Source organism: Persicitalea jodogahamensis, assembly GCF_014651615.1.
Lineage (GTDB): Bacteria > Bacteroidota > Bacteroidia > Cytophagales > Spirosomataceae > Persicitalea > Persicitalea jodogahamensis.
Window position 1 is genome coordinate 92,688 of the sequence record NZ_BMXF01000001.1, and the last position, 17,105, is coordinate 109,792.

The 17,105-nt window shown below is 53.3% G+C and carries 16 protein-coding genes; all 16 read left to right on the forward strand.

Going from position 1 to position 17,105, the window contains the following annotated elements:
• Positions 1–34 precede the first annotated feature (34 nt).
• The 16 genes from IE117_RS00400 (at position 35) to tssD (IE117_RS00475) (ending at position 17,083) form a co-directional block, all read left to right on the forward strand.
• The gene (locus tag IE117_RS00400; RefSeq protein WP_189562298.1) at positions 35–577 is read left to right on the forward strand and encodes a papain-like cysteine protease family protein; all 543 of its coding nucleotides are present in this window, start codon (positions 35–37) and stop codon (positions 575–577) included.
• Between the two features lie 5 nt (positions 578–582).
• Positions 583–1,539 (forward strand): hypothetical protein, encoded by a 957-nt coding sequence (locus tag IE117_RS00405; RefSeq protein ID WP_189562300.1) that lies wholly within the window; start codon positions 583–585, stop codon positions 1,537–1,539.
• Between the two features lie 177 nt (positions 1,540–1,716).
• Complete coding sequence (locus IE117_RS00410; RefSeq protein WP_189562302.1) at positions 1,717–2,274, forward strand: T6SS effector amidase Tae4 family protein; 558 nt, start codon at positions 1,717–1,719, stop codon at positions 2,272–2,274.
• A gap of 79 nt (positions 2,275–2,353) precedes the next feature.
• On the forward strand, positions 2,354–4,924 hold the full coding sequence (locus tag IE117_RS00415; protein ID WP_189562304.1) for an ATP-dependent Clp protease ATP-binding subunit: 2,571 nt from the start codon (positions 2,354–2,356) through the stop codon (positions 4,922–4,924).
• 281 nt (positions 4,925–5,205) lie between these two features.
• The gene (locus IE117_RS00420; protein WP_189562306.1) at positions 5,206–6,333 is read left to right on the forward strand and encodes a DUF7452 domain-containing protein; all 1,128 of its coding nucleotides are present in this window, start codon (positions 5,206–5,208) and stop codon (positions 6,331–6,333) included.
• 4 nt (positions 6,334–6,337) lie between these two features.
• On the forward strand, positions 6,338–7,297 hold the full coding sequence (locus IE117_RS00425; RefSeq protein WP_189562307.1) for a TolB family protein: 960 nt from the start codon (positions 6,338–6,340) through the stop codon (positions 7,295–7,297).
• Positions 7,298–7,443: 146 nt separating this feature from the next.
• Positions 7,444–8,589, forward strand: coding sequence for a hypothetical protein (locus tag IE117_RS00430; protein WP_229580082.1), 1,146 nt, complete (start codon positions 7,444–7,446; stop codon positions 8,587–8,589).
• Positions 8,590–8,607: 18 nt separating this feature from the next.
• Positions 8,608–9,999, forward strand: coding sequence for an OmpA family protein (locus IE117_RS00435; RefSeq protein ID WP_189562309.1), 1,392 nt, complete (start codon positions 8,608–8,610; stop codon positions 9,997–9,999).
• Positions 10,000–10,057: 58 nt separating this feature from the next.
• Complete coding sequence (locus IE117_RS00440; RefSeq protein WP_189562311.1) at positions 10,058–11,035, forward strand: hypothetical protein; 978 nt, start codon at positions 10,058–10,060, stop codon at positions 11,033–11,035.
• A gap of 102 nt (positions 11,036–11,137) precedes the next feature.
• A complete protein-coding gene (locus IE117_RS00445) occupies positions 11,138–11,437 on the forward strand; it encodes a PAAR domain-containing contractile injection system baseplate protein (protein WP_189562312.1) in 300 nt (99 codons plus the stop codon).
• 157 nt (positions 11,438–11,594) lie between these two features.
• Complete coding sequence (locus IE117_RS00450; protein WP_189562314.1) at positions 11,595–12,047, forward strand: hypothetical protein; 453 nt, start codon at positions 11,595–11,597, stop codon at positions 12,045–12,047.
• A 113-nt stretch (positions 12,048–12,160) separates the two neighbouring features.
• Positions 12,161–13,522 (forward strand): DUF5458 family protein, encoded by a 1,362-nt coding sequence (locus IE117_RS00455; RefSeq protein ID WP_189562316.1) that lies wholly within the window; start codon positions 12,161–12,163, stop codon positions 13,520–13,522.
• 163 nt (positions 13,523–13,685) lie between these two features.
• Positions 13,686–14,102: a type VI secretion system tube protein TssD gene (tssD, locus tag IE117_RS00460; RefSeq protein WP_189562318.1), complete on the forward strand. Its 417-nt coding sequence runs from the start codon at positions 13,686–13,688 to the stop codon at positions 14,100–14,102.
• 3 nt (positions 14,103–14,105) lie between these two features.
• Complete coding sequence (gene tssD, locus IE117_RS00465; protein ID WP_189562319.1) at positions 14,106–14,618, forward strand: type VI secretion system tube protein TssD; 513 nt, start codon at positions 14,106–14,108, stop codon at positions 14,616–14,618.
• Between the two features lie 85 nt (positions 14,619–14,703).
• Positions 14,704–16,518 (forward strand): type VI secretion system Vgr family protein, encoded by a 1,815-nt coding sequence (locus IE117_RS00470; protein ID WP_189562321.1) that lies wholly within the window; start codon positions 14,704–14,706, stop codon positions 16,516–16,518.
• A gap of 148 nt (positions 16,519–16,666) precedes the next feature.
• The gene (tssD, locus tag IE117_RS00475; RefSeq protein ID WP_189562323.1) at positions 16,667–17,083 is read left to right on the forward strand and encodes a type VI secretion system tube protein TssD; all 417 of its coding nucleotides are present in this window, start codon (positions 16,667–16,669) and stop codon (positions 17,081–17,083) included.
• The last annotated feature ends 22 nt before the right edge of the window (positions 17,084–17,105 follow it).

A 17,105-nucleotide genomic window follows, 5' to 3' on the forward strand; every position in this document is an offset into this window, starting at 1 on the left:
TTTGAATTGTGTCACCCCCAAACCCTTTACTATCATGAAATACAATGTGCCTCTCCTTAATCAATCTGTAAATCCTATCTGCTATGTAGTGGCAGCAGCGATGATTCAGAAATACTGGCAGCAAACGGCTGGCAATGATTTCGACACTCCGCTGCTGACGGGTGGATTCAATCCGCTAACAGCCTGCATTCCCGGCGCAAGTTCTAATCGCACCGTTTTTAACGGTCTGCGCAATGCAGGATTCATTTCGATTGACAGGCCTTCGTCCATTACGAAGGCACGAATCAAAACGCTCCTGACGAATTACGGGCCGCTCATTCTCAACCATAGGGTGGCCAACTTTAATTACGGGCCTACCAGAGGCGGAAAGCAGGCCTCCAACGCGGCAGGATTGCACGCGGTAGCACTCACGGGAATTGAAGGCAATAACGCATTTTTCAATAATCCATGGGGCGACAAGGACGTCATGGTACCTGCCAGCGATTTATTGACATCCATCGGTCAGGCATACGATTATCCGCTGGAGGCGCTGTTTTACGCAGCGGCTTCACCCATGCCGCAGAATATTATTTATTAAAAGCAATGGAGCCACTTAACCAACGTACCCGTACATCTTTCATCGGCCGCTTTGTGGGCGTTTACGCCTTCTCGCTGGTATTTCCCATTCTGGGTGTCTGGATGTTGCTGCGTGTGCCCGGCAGCGTATCGGACTCCGAGCGGGACCGCTATAGGCAAATCGTGGAAACCCAGCGCCCGCTGGTGGTGGATACCGACACGATGGGGAGCCTAGTGAAGCAACTTATCCGTTACGACGGCGCGTACAGTAGTTCTTCCGACGCGATGGCACGCGCCGAGGCGCAGACGCAGTTGGTATCGCTCGAAAACAGGATTAACAACTTGATGGCGCACATCAAAGCCGTGGATATCCGGGCCGACGACGAACACAACAAAGCCCTGTCGGCTGGTATTGCCTCGCTGTCGGAGGGGCTCGTTACCTACCGCCAAACCATTGCCGAACTCCGCCGAACCCTGGCCGAAAAGGGTATAGATATGCAAATGGTCAACGATCTAAGGAATCAAGTAAACATGAAAGACCTTGAAATCCGGGGTTTGGAGCGGCAAGTCGCTGCCGCGCCACGGGGCGGCGGGGGAGGTGGTGGTGGCGGAGCCGACCCCACCGCCCGCGAACTGCAGGCCAAGCTCAACATCGCCCAGCGCAACCTGGACGACTGCCTGAAAAAGGGCGGTGGCAACAGCGCTGGGCCCGATCCTGCCGCCTTGGCGCAACTCAGAAGCAAGTTGCAGGAATGCGAGAAAGCGCTGGACGAAAAAATCAACTATACCGAATGGGAGCGTTACGCCGAAGGTGTGGGGTACCTGCAACTGATTAAGAAAGGAGACCTGCGCAAAAACGAAAAACAAGGGTACTACGACCAGGCTAAACAGATCTTTGATGGCCTTCAACTTTCCACCGCAAATTCCGAAATGCGCACCAAAGCTACGGCAAGAATGGGGGAGCTGCGGAAGTTGGGATTGTGAGTAACGTTCGGTTTTAAGTCAAACGATTAAAGGTAAAAGGGTTAAAGCGATGCATTCCGCAGCATCTATTGCCCAAACGGATTTCGTTTGACTCCGGCAAAAAAGAAATTTCAAAACTGCTGACCATTGATACATGCCAATCCGCGCGCCTTTGACCGTTAACCTTTTCCAAAAATTATGATTGCCTCTACCGATCTCCTCGCTCTGATTGAAAAGCCTTTGCGCGCGACGCAGCCTGTGGGCTACAAGCCTTCGTTTATGGATTTGTACCGGGTGTACAATACCTATACCAGCCGGCAGGACTTACGCGAGGGCATTGCTAACGAATGCGCCGTGCGTATGAGTGTAGCCCTATCGCTGAGCGGCTTTTCCTTTGAAACTTTCGGTAATCAGAGACGGGTACGGAGCGGTGGAGGCACCGGGCTTCCGGTGCCTCACGTGTTGGGCGCGCAGGAGTTAGCCCATTACCTGCGGACGGTATGGGGTTACCCTGATCGACCTGGCTTGGGTAGCTCGGCGGCGGCCTCCATCAATGGCCGACTTGGCGTAATCTATTTCAACAATTGTTTTCGACGATCAGGCGAAACTACCAATGCCGGCGACCACATCGATCTGTGGACGGGTCAGGAATATTACAACCAAATCCTGAGTCTTGCTGCGGGCGTAGAAGACCGCCGCTCCACGGGCAACCTGTTCAATCGGGCGGATGCAGTGTGGTTCTGGCGACTTGATTAAAACAATTTTGAATGAGTGAATTAGAGAATGATAGAATCAAAGTCTGGTCACTCATCGCACCACCCTTTCATTCAAAATTATGATAACCCAAACGCTACAATACGCCTTCACCGTTGCCCAGTCGCTGGCGCGGGAATACCGCCAGGAATATTATGGCGCGCCGCACTTGCTAAGGGCGGTACTGCATAACGATGTAGGCCTGGCGTCAGAACTGGTCATGGCCGACATCGATGCGGGCTACCTGGGTGAGTGGGCCGAGGTGCGGCTTGAAGAGAGCCCCAAGTCGCTGCGGGTACCGGAGCAGCCCGACGCCGACGCAGCGGCCCGCGCCACGCTGGAACTGGCCGAACTAATAGCACTGCAACTCAACCGTGACACCGATCCGCTTTGTGTGCTGGCGGCTTTGCTGAAACCTGGTTTGGCATTCAGTACCGATCAGTTAAAATCGTTCCCCGTAACTCAGAACCAGGTGATGGCATTGGGGATTTCAATGGTAGATGCCGAGAAAAATGACCATAAAAAAAGTACCTCTAATGGCTCCGAACCTGCCGCGAAGCCCTCGTCCCCGGCTGCCACTGGCGGAGCGGGTCGTTTCCTGACCGACAAAACTACCCGTGCCGCCGAAGGTAAAACCGATCCCGTCCTGGGTCGCGACCGCGAAACGCGCCAAATGGCCGAAATACTGGGTCGCCGCAGTAAGCCCAACGTGCTGCTGATCGGTGAGCCGGGTGTGGGCAAATCCGCTTTGGTCGAAGGTTTTGCCCAACTAATCAACCAGAAAAAAGTACCCCAGCTCTTACAAAATGCCCGTTTGCTCGAACTGGACACGGGCGCATTGGTAGCAGGAGCTTCCTATAAAGGCGAAGTAGAAGAGCGGCTGAAAGGGATTTTGCAAGAATTGAAATCTTATGACAAAGCCATCCTGTTCGTGGACGAAATCCACGTCCTGCTCGACCCAAAAGGTTCGGTCGGACCGGGTGTGGCGCAACTTCTGAAGCCCGAACTGGCGCGGGGCGAACTGACGCTCATCGGGGCCACTACGCCCGAGGAATTTCGCAAGTACATTGAAAAAGACGAGGCCTTCAGCCGCCGCTTCGAGGTACTTATAGTGGAGGAACCCGACGAGCCGACTGCCATACGTATGATCGAACACGTACTACCCGCCTACGAAGCCCACCACGGACTGACCATAGCGCCCGGTACCGCCGCCGAAGCCGTGCGATTCTCGAAACGCTATATGAAAGAACGCCGCCTGCCCGACGCCGCCCTCGACTTGCTGGACCGCACCATGGCCGCCATGAAGTTGATGGACGAGGTATCGTTGCGCGAACTCGATGCCTTGCAGGCCGACCTCGACGCGCTGGCGGCGATGGAAGAAGCCGAAGGCCAGCACGAGCTGCGTTGGCTGCTCCGCCAACTACCTCACCGTTTGAGTCCGTTATTGTTGGGTCAACTGGAAATGCCACAAAATTCCGAACTCGAAACCGCCGACCAACTGCGGCAGCACCTCACCGCCCAACTTGACGCTTTGCATCTATTAGCCAATCATCATTCGCAAGCCACGGAGGGAGAAGTGAAACGCCAAGTCGGCAAAACCGAAGTCGCCGCCGTGGTGGCGCACAAGACGGGTATTCCGCTTGGTAAGCTCCAAACTACCGAGCGCGATCGCCTGCTGGGCATGGAGGAAATACTGAAACGGCGCGTCATCGGGCAGGATGGAGCGGTGAAGGCCCTCAGCGACGCCATCCTGGAATCACGTTCGGGACTTATCAAGGCCGGGCAGCCGATCGGCTCGTTTTTCCTACTCGGTCCTACCGGTACGGGCAAGACCGAAATCGCCAAGGCGCTGGCCGATTTCCTGTTCAACGACGAGTCCTTTCTGATTCGATTCGATATGTCGGAATTCAAGGAAGAGCACTCTGCCGCGCTGCTCTACGGGGCACCGCCGGGCTACGTCGGCTACGAGGAAGGCGGCTTGCTGGTGAATAAAATCCGGCAAAAACCTTACTCAGTGGTTCTTTTTGATGAAATAGAAAAAGCGCATCCATCGGTCTTCGACCTTTTCCTGCAAATTCTGGACGAGGGTAAACTGCATGACCGCCTGGGCAAAGAGGGCGATTTTTCGAACGCCGTGATCCTGTTCACCTCCAATATCGGGCAGGAGCGAATCATCGAGGAATTTGGCGAGGGCAGCCTGCCCAACTCCACCGATCTGATGGAGATAATGGCCCGCCACTTCCGGCCCGAGTTTTTGGCCCGGCTAACCGAGATTGTCCCCTTTGCGCCTATCTCCGAAGAAAATGTGGTACGCATCTTCAATCTGCATTTGCGCGGCCTCACCGACCTATTGCAAAAACAAGGCATCGCCCTCACGCTTAGTCCCGAAGCCACGCAACATGTGGCTTTGCAGGGATTCACGCCCCGCTACGGCGTCAGGCCGCTGAAAGGGGTGATTCGCAACCAGCTGCGCCGCCCCATCAGCCGCATGATCGTCAGCGGCGAAGTCGGGAAAGGGGATACGCTTCATTTGGTATTGGATGAAGCCGGGGAGGTTTGTTTTGAAAAAGCGGAAGGGGACCTGGTGGAAGAAGATGGAAGCGAAAACAGTGAAGGAGTGGAGTTATTGACAAAAAAGACTCTTTCACCTTAGGCAAAGCAGTGCCGGAATATTATCATCTGGAGCAGAAAAAGTCGAAGCCGTTGTTTCCCTATTCGCTCCTTTCCCGACTAATCGGATAGTACCATTCACCGAAGTACCAGATTCGCCCTAAGTACAGAGTCTGCTACATATGTTCAGGTGAAATACTGGTTGCGTATATCTAGTAGCGTTAGAGAAAAATCAAATTTTTTACCGTAAAGTGTTTCCCTAGCGTATTCAAACGACGACTAAGGACCAGGAGAACAAAACCGACGTAAAACAATCTATCACCCATGAAGATACGCATCCATTTTCTGGCCCTGCTGCTGATTCTGCAAGGTTGCGACCTGTTTGCTCCCGTGGATCCAATTCCACCTGCGGTAACTACCGACGCAGCTTCCAACGTACAGCCCACTGGGTTTACAGTGCAGGGTACCATCATCGCCCCCTCTTTCAAAAATACCCGACAGGAAAAAAAGAGTGGTGATATTCAGGAGTACGGCTTTATCCTGCGTCGGGGCAGCAACAGCGATACTATTAAGAAAGGTACTTCTCTGAGTGCCAGTCCGCTGACTTTTGAGCATATCTTCACGGGACTAGCCGGAAGTACTACTTATAGCGTTCAAGCCTATGCCAAAAACGAAGGAGGGGGTATCGCGCAGGGTACCGCCGTGGACGTAACTACCGGCGTTCCAATCCCCGCGAGCGGGACTTTCTCATATAAACTGGCAAAGGCAGTTTCTGCGGCTTATCTCAACGATCCGGGTCTTAATAATAATCCCAAAGCGATCGTGATCCTCACTTTCAACGCATCCGGAGCCAGTAGTCCCCAGCCACTTGCCTTAACGTACGACTCCAACAGATGGGCAGTCATCAATCAAAATGGCTCGACCCTTCCTGTGAACTCAGAATATAATATATACTACACTACGCCAGGCGACCGGGCATTCAGCCATACCGCCGCTGCGGGCAATACAAGTGGTCACGTTACCACGCTCGACCATCCCCTATTAAATGACAAGCCCAACGCCCGGATGATGGCAACCAAAGTGTTACGGTCCGGTGGTACTTCGAACACCAGCCCCATCGGTGTGTACTATTCCGGGGGAAGGTGGAGAATATTCAATCAAAATACTTCCCGGCCCATGACTGCCGGGACGGAGTTCAATGTAATAATCGATGATCGCATATTTGAAACCAGTGCCCCGGCGGCATCTAAAAGCAATAGTTTCAATATCTCGCCTTCTCCCAAAAAAGAGGCTAAGGTATTCATAACGCAATATTGGAAAGGGGTTTACAATCCCTCAGAAGTAGGTATTTCCTATTTTTCAATCACGGGACGAGGTACTTTCTGGTTTATCGAAAACCAGGACAAGTCGAGTATTCCCGCAAACTCAAGCTACTTCGTTCTTGCCCTCTAGCACCATGAAAGCACTCACCTTCATTTTCCTGTTCACCGCTATCTGGGCCTACGCCCAGCCCGCTCTTCCCGGACTAATCCGGATCGAGACGGGCGAACGGGTGGTGCGCGATGCTCAAGGCGGTGATTTTGGCGGCAATCTGGTATATGTCATGGCCGACAGCGAGGGTAACCATAATCTGTACATCAAAAGTACCACCGACAAAGTGGTGGCCCGCGCCCTCTCGCGGGGCCAGAATATTAACCTGGCGCCTAATTACTGCGCCGCCAATGACCGCATCGCGTTCCAGCATTTCAATGGAAAAAACTTTGATATTGGCTACCTGGAAGCTGATAATGACAGCGAGGAAGAGTTGTTTCTGCTCACTAATACCGATGAAAACGAATTCAACCCGGCATGGGACCGCGAGGGAACGCGGGTAGTTTTTGAAAAGGGAGTAGCCACGCGCAATTTTCTGTCCCGCGCCGGTGGCAGTAAAAGACTCCGTAGCGGAGGCAAGGAATTGGCCGCCAATCAAATGTACTTGATCGATCTGGCTAAAAAAAGCGGAGAAGTGCAGGCTTTGGGGAAGGGTAGTTTCCCAAAGTTTTCACCCGATAACAAATACATTGCTTATATCAAATACGAGTTGGACGGTAGTCTGAAACATGAAATCGGGACGCTGTGGGTGCTGCCCCGCGACGGCTCGCCGCCGCACCAGCTTACGCAGGCGTCGCTGGGTTATGTGTCGCACCCGGCCTGGAGTCCCGATAGTAAGCAATTGATTTTTACCCTCACAACTACCGATAAACCCGACGCCGATTTGTACGTGCTGGATCTCTCGGGCGACAATCTCCGCCAATTGACCTTTGAGGAAAGTACTGATTTTGCGCCCTACTGGTCGGCAGAGAACGAAGTTTATTTCACCTCCGATCGAGAGAGCAAGCCGGGTCAGTTTAGCATTTGGCGGTTCAAGATTGAGTAGAAAGGAGGAGGGAAGGAGGGAGAAAAGAAAAAAGGCGTGAAGTCAGTTCTGGCTCAGCGAGAATCCTTTTCACAGCGAAAAAGACACAACAACCTGTCTTAGATTTTTTTATAAAAAAGCCAACCGCCGAAGGCCGTCCGCCAATTATGCGATTTATTTTGCTTTACATATTCCTCATCATTACCACAAATTTCTGCCTGGCGCAGGAGCGGGTTTGGCTGGACAACGGCAACCCTGTAACGGCCAAGATCACGCGGGTGGTAGACAATCGGCTGGAATGGGTGGCGTCGGACGGGATTCCGCGCATTTACCACCGCAAGCGGTTTCTGGTGGCGTTCAACGCGCAGGGGAATTTTATCGTCATCACCGATCTGGAAAATAACCCCAAAAAGGCGCAGGAGCAGATGGAGGAGCTATACGCCCTGCCACCCCGCCAGGTAGAGTTTGACCTAATCCTTAAGACCGTCCCGCTGACGGTAATCCCGGGCGTCATTTCCTACGAGAGCGACGAGGTGCTCAACTACCAAACGCCTGGCGGTGATCCGGCCTCGATCAACAAGGAGCAGGTAGGCGCGGTAATCTACCGTGACGGCAAGCACGAAATCCTGCGCGATGTCATCGACGTAGCCCCGCTGCTGGCCCTGGCCCACGACAATATCCGACAGGCCGAAGCCGAGTATAAAATAAAAGAATCTGAACCCGAGCCGAAACCAAAGGTAGAAGAGCTAATGGCTAAAACTGAACCCAAGGAAAAAGAAGTCGCCACACCGCCCGGACCGGCTCATCCTTTTCTCAGCGCGGAGGAATATAAGGAATACAGCGAGAAAGGAATTGCCAGAGTGCATCAATTCGCCAACTATCTGCAAGTGATTGCGGACAAATCGCAGAGCCTTTCCGACCGCAATCAGGCAGTGAACCAGGCTGCCCAGCTATTTGAGCCCAGCGCCACCGTGTCGGTGAGCGGGTCGCGGGGAGTAAGCCGCTACCCCGTGCGGGAATATCTCAATCGCGTGAAACTTCTGCCGTACAGCCGTATCAACGTCACCTGGACGGAAGTACGCTACATCGAAGAACTCAAACAGGAAGCGGATGGCAACTACTATGGTACGATCACCGGACAGCAGGTTTTCGAGGGGTACGGACGCGACGGCAAGAGCATCGCCTACGGCGACGTAACGAAGAAAAACATCAAGGTAAAGCTCGAATCGTACGAGAAGGTCATCGATGGCAGGGCCACGACGAACTGGGGCGTGTTGCTGGGAAATATTGGATTGGAGGCGGAGAGAGATTGAGTTAATGGATAGGTGACAATGAACAACGGACAATTCATAATCTGTACGCTTCTTCTCAATCTCGGTTGGGTACTTTTTTGGGACAAACATGGAGCAGAAAGTGCTGTGAGTCAGCCCGCCACGGAATGCGCGCGACTGGTGGGAACGGTGAGAGATGCGGAAACGCAAGAGCCCTTGGCAGCCAGATTGTTTGGGAAAGTGGGAAACCGGAAAATCCAAATCGGCGAAACGGACGCCGCCGGAAATTACCGGGTCGAGCTGGACTGTGAGAGTAAAATGCTGATTGTGGAAGCCAGTCATTACCAGGCCCTCAAACTACCCCTTTCGCTGGATGGAAAAGGTACCCTTGACTTCTTCGTGCCGCTCACATTGCGGGCATTGGAGAAGCAGATAAGTGATCAGCCCTACGAGCAATCGGAGCAGGCCCACTTCGTGCTTAACACGGCAGAGTCTGGGGGAAAAGCGACCGCTACGCGAATCGTGCGGGTATCGGACGTGACGAATAACAAGGCCCTGGCGGCAGAGGTATGCCTGTTTTTTACCAAGACCCAAAAGAAAGTCTGCCAGAAACTGGACATCACCCATCCGACCTGGGAGGTAGTTTTTGCGGAGAAAGATATCATCGCCCTCGAAGTGCGGGCCACGGGCTACCAGCCCTACAACGGAAACCTGATCATGGACCAACTGAATGCTACCAAACGCTTGTACGAAATTCGGCTGCAGCCCCAGATTTCGATCCTGTCGCTGACGCTGGGCAAAACCCGGGAAACCGTACAGATTCGCCTGGTCGATGCCGTTAACAAGACTTTTACTATGGAAAAAAACGGGACAAAGTACTTTTCGGCCAACATTACCTTACCGCAGCGCTACCGGGTAGTGCTACGCAACGAAGCGGGACAACTCCTGCACGAAGAGTACCCTGCTACCCTGACTGCCGGACTCAACCTGCGCTACGTGGAAATCTCCGAGGGGAAAAAGCAGGAGGTCGCCGCCAAAGAAATGGTAGCTTCAGAAGCCGCAGCATCGATGAAGAAAGAGACGATTCCCGAAGCTAGCCTTGTCGACACGTCTTCCATGGAAGGGATAAAACTCATTCATTTTGCCCAGAGCGATTACAAGCTGCAGCCCGTGGAGCAGTGGAAGTTGGAGCGACTGGCCGAGTGGCTGCGAGACAACCCCGGCCCGACGGTGCGTATCGTCGGCCATACCGACAACGTCGGCGACTCCCGCCTGAACCAGACCCTATCAGAGTTTCGGGCCAAGGTAACGGCCAACTTCCTGCACCGGGCGGGCATTCCGCCAGAGCGTATCTACTGGACGGGCGTGGGCAGTAAGTACCCTATTGCCCCCAATGACACGGAGGAAAACAAGCAAGCCAATCGAAGGGCGAGTATTCAGGTGATTTTTTAATGAACAGTGCGGGCAGCCCCGTGGCGATAATTGACAATGGATAATTTTTGAAAATGCTATGAAACGACGCATCATACTTTCTTACATTCTGATACTGAGCTTCGCGCTGAATACCGCGTCAGCCCAGAAGAAAACGACCGCGACGCCGGAACTCAACCGCCGGGCAACGGACCAGATCCGGGCGCTGGCGCGGGAGAAAGTCAAGGCATTAAGCGATTTGCTAAATGCTATTGCCAATGAAGACCTGACTACCTACGATCGTAAGTACGTTATTCTGAATAGCTATATGCCGAGTAACGATCAGCTTTTTTTTAACGACGGCGTGATCGTGGAGGACGACATCGATCCCGCCCACACGGCCCCCGCTGCCGGGTCAGATGCGGTCATCGACCGCTACCTCAGCAATCTGGATTTGTTTTACCAGAAAAGTACCACCAACACCATCGAGTTTTCCAATATCGTGGTGGGCGATGTGAAGGCTGGAGAAAAGTATCCCTACGTGAAGGTGTTTTTCACTTCGGAATTCAAAGGAAAGCATAAAAGCATCACTACACCTTACAAGCCCACACAACGGGTGGCGGAGTTCATCGCCGCCAGCGTGGACGACGAGTGGATCGTCTACATAACGCGCCTGGCTTTCCAAAGCCCGACCGCCATGCAGGATAACATCGCTGCCCTGCCCGTAAGTACCTCGACCAACGCCGAGAAACCCACGGATATGGCCAAAGCCGAGCCGAAAAAAGAAACGCCCGCTTCGGTGAAAAATCTGGGCAAACAGGTCAGTTCGGCCTCGGCCCAAAAACAGAAGACAACGGCCCTGATCAAAGTAGGAGTAGGGGTAGCTGCATTGGCCTTCGGTACTGCTACATTTTTGATGCTGAACAGCGACCATGCCGACTACAAAAAACGGATTTCTAATGCCGAAGGAATCACCTCCTACGCCGCACCAGGAATTTACATCTCAGCGGGCGCCGCCGCAGTCGGTGTCGGGATAGGGTTGACGTCATTGGGGAATTTCAAGAAGGCGAAGCGGTAGGAAGTGGAGGAAAGAATATCAGTAGGGGCGAACACATAGGTTCGCCCGATGGCTGACGCACCCAGGGCAAACACATAGGTTCGCCCCTACAACTAAACGAAAATGAAACCAGCTGCCCGGATAGGAGATATGCACATTTGCCCAATGGTGACGCCCGGCACACCGCCCGTGCCGCACGTGGGTGGCCCGGTTATCGGGCCAGGCGTACCGACGGTACTTATTGGCGGAATGCCTGCGGTCACCGCCGGGGATATGTGTACTTGCGTCGGTCCGCCCGATAGCATCGCGATAGGCTCCGCGACGGTATTGATCGGCGGCAAACCCGCTGCCCGAATGGGCGACACGACGGTACACGGTGGCACGATCACGATCGGCTGTCCGACGGTTTTGATTGGAGGATGAGAAGAAACAGGGGGTAAAGGGTCAAGCGGTTAAAGGGGGCAATTGACCTGTGTTATCGCGAGGGAACCCCTGACGCCCCCTAACCAAACAATTGGACAACAGCACAGGCTGCCCATACACAATTCAATATTTAAACCCTTAAACAAAAATATCAACCATGTTCAACTACGGAATAGGAGGAAACGAACGGGATTTGAATCAGGCAAGCGAAGGCATCGCCGACATCCCCCAGAACCGGACACTTTTTGTGACCAAGCTCACCAACGACCCACCCGTGCGGCCTGAGACGGTTTACGACCTTAAAACCACGGAGGAAGTTTTCGCGCACTACCAACCCGAGGCCGACGTGGAGTTTCAGGACGCCGACGGCGGCTTCATCAACGAAACGCTGCGGTTCAGAAACGTGGGCGATTTCAGCCAGCGCGGCATCATCGCCCAGAGCGGTTTCCTGCAAGATCTTAACGCCCGCGCTACGGATTTCCAGCAAATCATCCGCCACCTGAAATCCAACAAAATCCTGAAAGCCGCCCTGGAAAAGCCCGAAGCAAAAGAAGCGCTCCTCGGGGTACTAAAAGCCCTGGCCGAAGAGATCGAAGCAGCGGACAAGTAGGTTTTTAGGCTAGCCCGCCCAACTGGATTACGGACGAATTCCATAGGCCCAGCTGAAAGCGCAGTCCGGTATTCTATCATTCACTCATTCTATCATTCAAAATTGAAGAACTCATGGCACAAGAAGAAACCATAAAAGCAGACAAAGGCTACCGTGAAATAGAAGCGCTTCCGCTGGAAAAAGGCCTGCCGCTCCTGGCCAAATACGGTAGTTTCGATCTGCTCGAAACCATTATCGAGGGTGTAGGCAACATTAATCCCGCTAAGAAGGCCCGAAAGCGAATCTTCCTGACCGAAGCTGACAAAAAGAGCGACCGCAAGCAACTCAAAAAACGCCTGCAGCTCTGGACCGAACTACTCGGCAGCTCCGAATCGGTGGCCGACATGATCGAGAAAGGTGAGAAAGAGGTTGAGGAGGCTTCGGGACTCTTGAAGAAAAATCTTGGTAAAACAGTGGAGGAGCTACGGACGCTGGAACAGTCGTACCGGGCCGTGGCGATGTTTTTCAAAAACACCGAACAGGAAAAAGTCAAAAATGTCACCTTCCTAAACGCCGATCCCGACCAGTTAAAAGATCTGGACGTGACGACCTTCATCGACGCCGTGGGCGAGGAACTCGCCGCCAAGTTCGACCGCCTGGATTTGCGCGAGAACTACTCGATTCTGAGCGTGCCGGGCTATCTGGGTTCCAGTAAGGTAGTTGATAAATGGGCCAAGCTGGCACACAAAAACAAGACGATGCTCGTGACCGACTTCGAACACCTGGACGCCCCTGAGGACGTGATGGAACTCTTCGAGATGGCCAACCTGACGGGCGGCGACGCGCACCTTTCCAACGTGATGATGGCCTGTAACTGGCTGGTGGGCCGGGCCAAACACGCCGACCTCGACGAGGAGGACGACCTGTACCTGCCGCCTTCGTCGGCCCTGGCGGGGAATGTCTACAAAACCCTGATGTCGCAGGTGGCGGCGGGCAAGAAGCACGGTACCCTCAACGAAGTGGACGGCGTGCGCTTCCCGCTCAAAAAATCAGAAATCGCCGATTTGGAAAAGATGGGCCTGATTCCGATGGTCAATGAGTACGGCAAGGTGATGGCTTTTTCGGCCAAGACGCTCTTCAACGGCGACAACGCAGGCTTGCAGACTTACTCCGTCGTGCGGGTTTTCGACTACATCACCAAGGTACTTATCGACTTCCTGAATCGCCGCGCTTTCGAAAACTTTGATTACAACACCAAGAACGACTTGAAAAAGCAGATCATTAAGTTCCTGGACAGTGTGACGGGACCTGGCAAACTCATCGAGAAATTCAGTGTCATGCGCTTCGAGCAAGACCCTAAGCAAAAGGACAAAATCTACCTCGATATTCACATGATCCCCTACTTTCCGGCCAAAAACTTCATGATCGGCCTCACCGGACAACGCGGCGAGGACATGGACGCGACTGAGTGGGCCGCAGAGTACGCGCAGCAGTAGAAAGAAGGGGGTCAACGGTCAAAGGGTTAAAAGGTCAAACGGCGTTCTTTGGTAGTTCGCGCATATAGTTACCAACTCAAAAAATCTGAGTACGCTTAGCCTTTTAACCTTTGACCGTTAACCGTTAACCCAAAAACTAACGTCACCAAGCACCCAAACAACAATGTCATTCCTCGCGCATCTGGAAATAGAAGGCAACACCTACGAGGCGTTTTACACTCAGTTGGAGGCGCATCAGGGCGTGGACGACAACGGGCAGACCAACACGCCCGTGCAGTGCCCGTACTTGTATCTGGAACTGCATCTGCCGCCCAAGAATGATTTGATGCTGCTGGAATGGGCACTGGCGGCGAGCCGGCCCCTGGATTTTAAGTTGAAGCAGTATCACGATTCGCCGGACATTCCTTTCAAGACTCTGGAGTTCGAGCGGGGGTACTGTGTCAGCTATGTTGAGAAATTCGAGTCACTGTCGGAAGACGTCAACCGGACCCGGATCAACCAGGGATATAATATGATCCTTTGCCTGACAGTCACTTTTGGCCGTATGGATTTGGAGGACATAAACCTTACCAATTTCTGAATCATGGCCAACGAGGTTGACTTTTCCCACGCTGTCAAAGGCGAGCTTTACATGGAAGACTTCGCTTTTCTGCTCATAGGCGCGGAGTACGGCCTGAACCGCAATGCCGACGAGCGGGGCGCTCCCACCGATGCGCCCAAGCGGTCGATGGTGAAAGTCAAAATCAGGATAAGGGGGAATCAGGAAAACTACGTGCGACTACTCTACGAATGGGCACTGAATAGTGATAAGAAAATGGACGGCTTCATGGTTTTCGGGGAACTGGACGAAGGAACGGCCGAGGTACGACGGGTACATTTCGAGGGAGCTACCTGCGTGGGCTTTCGGGAATGTTTTCAGAACGAGCAACTCAATTTGCTGCGTGAAGTACCGATGGTCTATGTGCCTGACTCGGCCAACTACCAACCCCAATACCGGGGTGGCGAATTTTTTACTAACAGTATGGTAGTTAGTGCTTATGATCTGGTCATTTCCGCCGATAATCTATTCATCGAAGGAGCCGAAGTACCAAGCTAAGTAAGTCCATGAGTCCAAGGGCGAATTATCCAGATTATTCTATATCTCACTTCGCTTCGGCGGACCGATTTAAAATTAATAACCGATGGCAAAGCAAGTCAACATAAAAATCGAACTGGAAGGCGGAAATGAGATTTCTCGCCACCTGGGGCTGGTAATCGAGCAGCGATTGTTCGATCACCACCGGTTCGAGCTGTTGGTGCCATTCGATCAGCTGGAGACGTCGGGGGAGCATTTTTTCAATCAGTCGCATCGCAATGCGTTGGGGCGCAAGATCACATTTACGTTTAGCCCGCGGCGGGAAGGCGACGAATTCGAGTATGTCTTTCAGGGCATTGTGACTGAAATCAGGTTGCGCAGCCTGAGCGATATGAGCAGCGCCTTCGTGCTGAAAGGGGCCAGTCCTACGATCTTGCTGGAAGATTCGCCCCAGCGGCGGTCCTTTATCCGGGGCAGCGTGCAGGAACTCTTCGACCAAGTACTGCGGCCCTACCCGCAAAATCTGCTACGTCGGAATCTGAATCCTAACAACGGCGGACGCCAGATTCCCTTTATCCAATACAAGGAAAGCAACTACCGTTTCCTGTGCCGCGTGGCTGATCGCTGCGCCGAGTGGTTTTACTACGACGGTCGTGAACTGGTACTTGGGCCTGGCAACAGCCCCGAAACCGACTTCCGGGTGGACGGCACCCAGAATTTTGACCTGGCAATGGTCATGCAGCCCGCCCGCTTCGCAATGTTCGGCTATGACTACACCGAGCACCAAACCTTCACGGGGGAGTCGAGTGCGCAGGATGTGGAAGGGTTGACGACTCTGAGCGAATTTGCTTTGCAACAATCCGATGAGCTCTTCGCGGCAGGTGCCCTGCTCACCGCCCCCGAAACCGTGGGTAGCCAGCAGGAAGCGGACGAACTGGCCCGCATGAGGCGTTCGGCGCTTACTTCTTCGATGGTCGATTTTCGCGGTCAGGGTGAAAATCCTGACCTGAGTGTAGGTACCATCCTGAACGTCAAGGGTGACCGTATAAATGATCGTGGCGAACGCTACGAGGAAAGTTTCGGCAAGTACCGCGTCACCGAAATCACTCATCGGGTCAACACGGCGGGTAGTTACCAGAACGACTTCCGGGCCGTGCCGGAGTCGGCACGGCATCCGCCCGCCAACCCAAGCGTGACCAACCCGCTGGGCGAAAACGAACTGGCCGAAGTCATCGACAATGGTGATCCGGAAAGTCTGGGCCGGGTGCGTGTCAGGTTTGACTGGGGGCAGCCGCAGTCCGAAGATCAGGAATCCTACTGGATCAGGGTAGGGACATTCCATTCGTCCGAAGGGCGCGGGGCCAACTTCATACCGGAATTGGGTGCTCAGGTCCTGGTGGGCTACGAGCAGAATCTGGCTGAGAACCCCGTGGTGCTCACGAGCCTTTACCGCAAACCAGATGATGATACTGATTACTCTCCTCCCGACAATGATCTTAAAGTGATTGCGACGCGCTCGGGTAACATGATCATTTTTTCGGATAAAGCCGGCGAAGCCCAGATCCAAATCAGCAACCGGGAGCAGACCGAAACACACATTCTCCTGGATTTCAGCGATGATGGCCGGATCAAGATCAACGTAGGAAATGGATTGGTGGAGGTCAATTCAAGAAACATAAAGATGTCGGCCTCGGAAAACATCGAATTAAAGGCCCGACAGAATATTACTCTGGAAGCCGGAAGCATCGAGGCCAATGCTGACCAGAACATCACTCTCAAAGCCAACGCTAACCTTGAAATGGAGGGCACCGCCGCCGCTAAAATGAAGGGCGGGCAGGTAGAAATAAGTGGTGACGCCACCACGGAGGTAAAAAGCTCAGGCGTAGCCATCCTCAAAGGCTCGCTGGTCCAGATCAACTAAAGATTTTAAGCGACAAAGTTGCAGAGTCCATTAAGTGTAAGAAATGTCCGTGATCCGGCGTAAGCCACTTTGTGCCTTTGGAACTTTGCCCCTTTGTCCCTCTATAAAAACTTAATCAATTTTTTTCACAACCAAACCAATTTCAATTATGCCAGCTTCAAGTTTTGATGCCTATTTTACCTGGGAGGGCGGCCCCTCCGGCGACGGAATCGCCGTGATTGCCTGCAACTACTCCCTGTCGCAATCCATCGATGATAAAGGACGCGTGTCGTCCAAAGTCTATGGTGGAACCGTTTTTCTGCAAGTGGACTCCTCCGGCGAGGACGACAGCAAAAGCCTGTGGGAATGGATGGTGGACCCCGACGGCAAGAAAGCCACAGCCAAGATCACCTTCAAGAATGTGGATGAAGAGCAGACCCAGAAAGAACTGGAACTCTCGGATGTGTACTGCGTGCAGTACAGTGAAAGCTTCACCGAGCAAGGCTCCACGCCCATGACGACCTCGCTGACGCTTACCGCCAAGGAAATCAAGCTGTTCGGAACGCCTCACCTCAATCGATGGTAAGGAAATAAGGCGGCGACGCGCA

What these genes read in the sequence shown, in the direction of transcription:
- IE117_RS00410 (WP_189562302.1), top strand. Translation starts at nt 1,717, where the DNA reads ATGATTGCCTCTACCGATCTCCTCGCTCTGATTGAAAAGCCTTTGCGC.
- IE117_RS00445 (WP_189562312.1), top strand. Translation starts at nt 11,138, where the DNA reads ATGAAACCAGCTGCCCGGATAGGAGATATGCACATTTGCCCAATGGTG.
- IE117_RS00435 (WP_189562309.1), top strand. Translation starts at nt 8,608, where the DNA reads ATGAACAACGGACAATTCATAATCTGTACGCTTCTTCTCAATCTCGGT.
- IE117_RS00440 (WP_189562311.1), top strand. Translation starts at nt 10,058, where the DNA reads ATGAAACGACGCATCATACTTTCTTACATTCTGATACTGAGCTTCGCG.
- IE117_RS00400 (WP_189562298.1), top strand. Translation starts at nt 35, where the DNA reads ATGAAATACAATGTGCCTCTCCTTAATCAATCTGTAAATCCTATCTGC.
- tssD (WP_189562319.1), top strand. Translation starts at nt 14,106, where the DNA reads ATGGCCAACGAGGTTGACTTTTCCCACGCTGTCAAAGGCGAGCTTTAC.
- IE117_RS00425 (WP_189562307.1), top strand. Translation starts at nt 6,338, where the DNA reads ATGAAAGCACTCACCTTCATTTTCCTGTTCACCGCTATCTGGGCCTAC.
- tssD (WP_189562318.1), top strand. Translation starts at nt 13,686, where the DNA reads ATGTCATTCCTCGCGCATCTGGAAATAGAAGGCAACACCTACGAGGCG.
- tssD (WP_189562323.1), top strand. Translation starts at nt 16,667, where the DNA reads ATGCCAGCTTCAAGTTTTGATGCCTATTTTACCTGGGAGGGCGGCCCC.
- IE117_RS00470 (WP_189562321.1), top strand. Translation starts at nt 14,704, where the DNA reads ATGGCAAAGCAAGTCAACATAAAAATCGAACTGGAAGGCGGAAATGAG.
- IE117_RS00430 (WP_229580082.1), top strand. Translation starts at nt 7,444, where the DNA reads ATGCGATTTATTTTGCTTTACATATTCCTCATCATTACCACAAATTTC.
- IE117_RS00450 (WP_189562314.1), top strand. Translation starts at nt 11,595, where the DNA reads ATGTTCAACTACGGAATAGGAGGAAACGAACGGGATTTGAATCAGGCA.
- IE117_RS00420 (WP_189562306.1), top strand. Translation starts at nt 5,206, where the DNA reads ATGAAGATACGCATCCATTTTCTGGCCCTGCTGCTGATTCTGCAAGGT.
- IE117_RS00405 (WP_189562300.1), top strand. Translation starts at nt 583, where the DNA reads ATGGAGCCACTTAACCAACGTACCCGTACATCTTTCATCGGCCGCTTT.
- IE117_RS00415 (WP_189562304.1), top strand. Translation starts at nt 2,354, where the DNA reads ATGATAACCCAAACGCTACAATACGCCTTCACCGTTGCCCAGTCGCTG.
- IE117_RS00455 (WP_189562316.1), top strand. Translation starts at nt 12,161, where the DNA reads ATGGCACAAGAAGAAACCATAAAAGCAGACAAAGGCTACCGTGAAATA.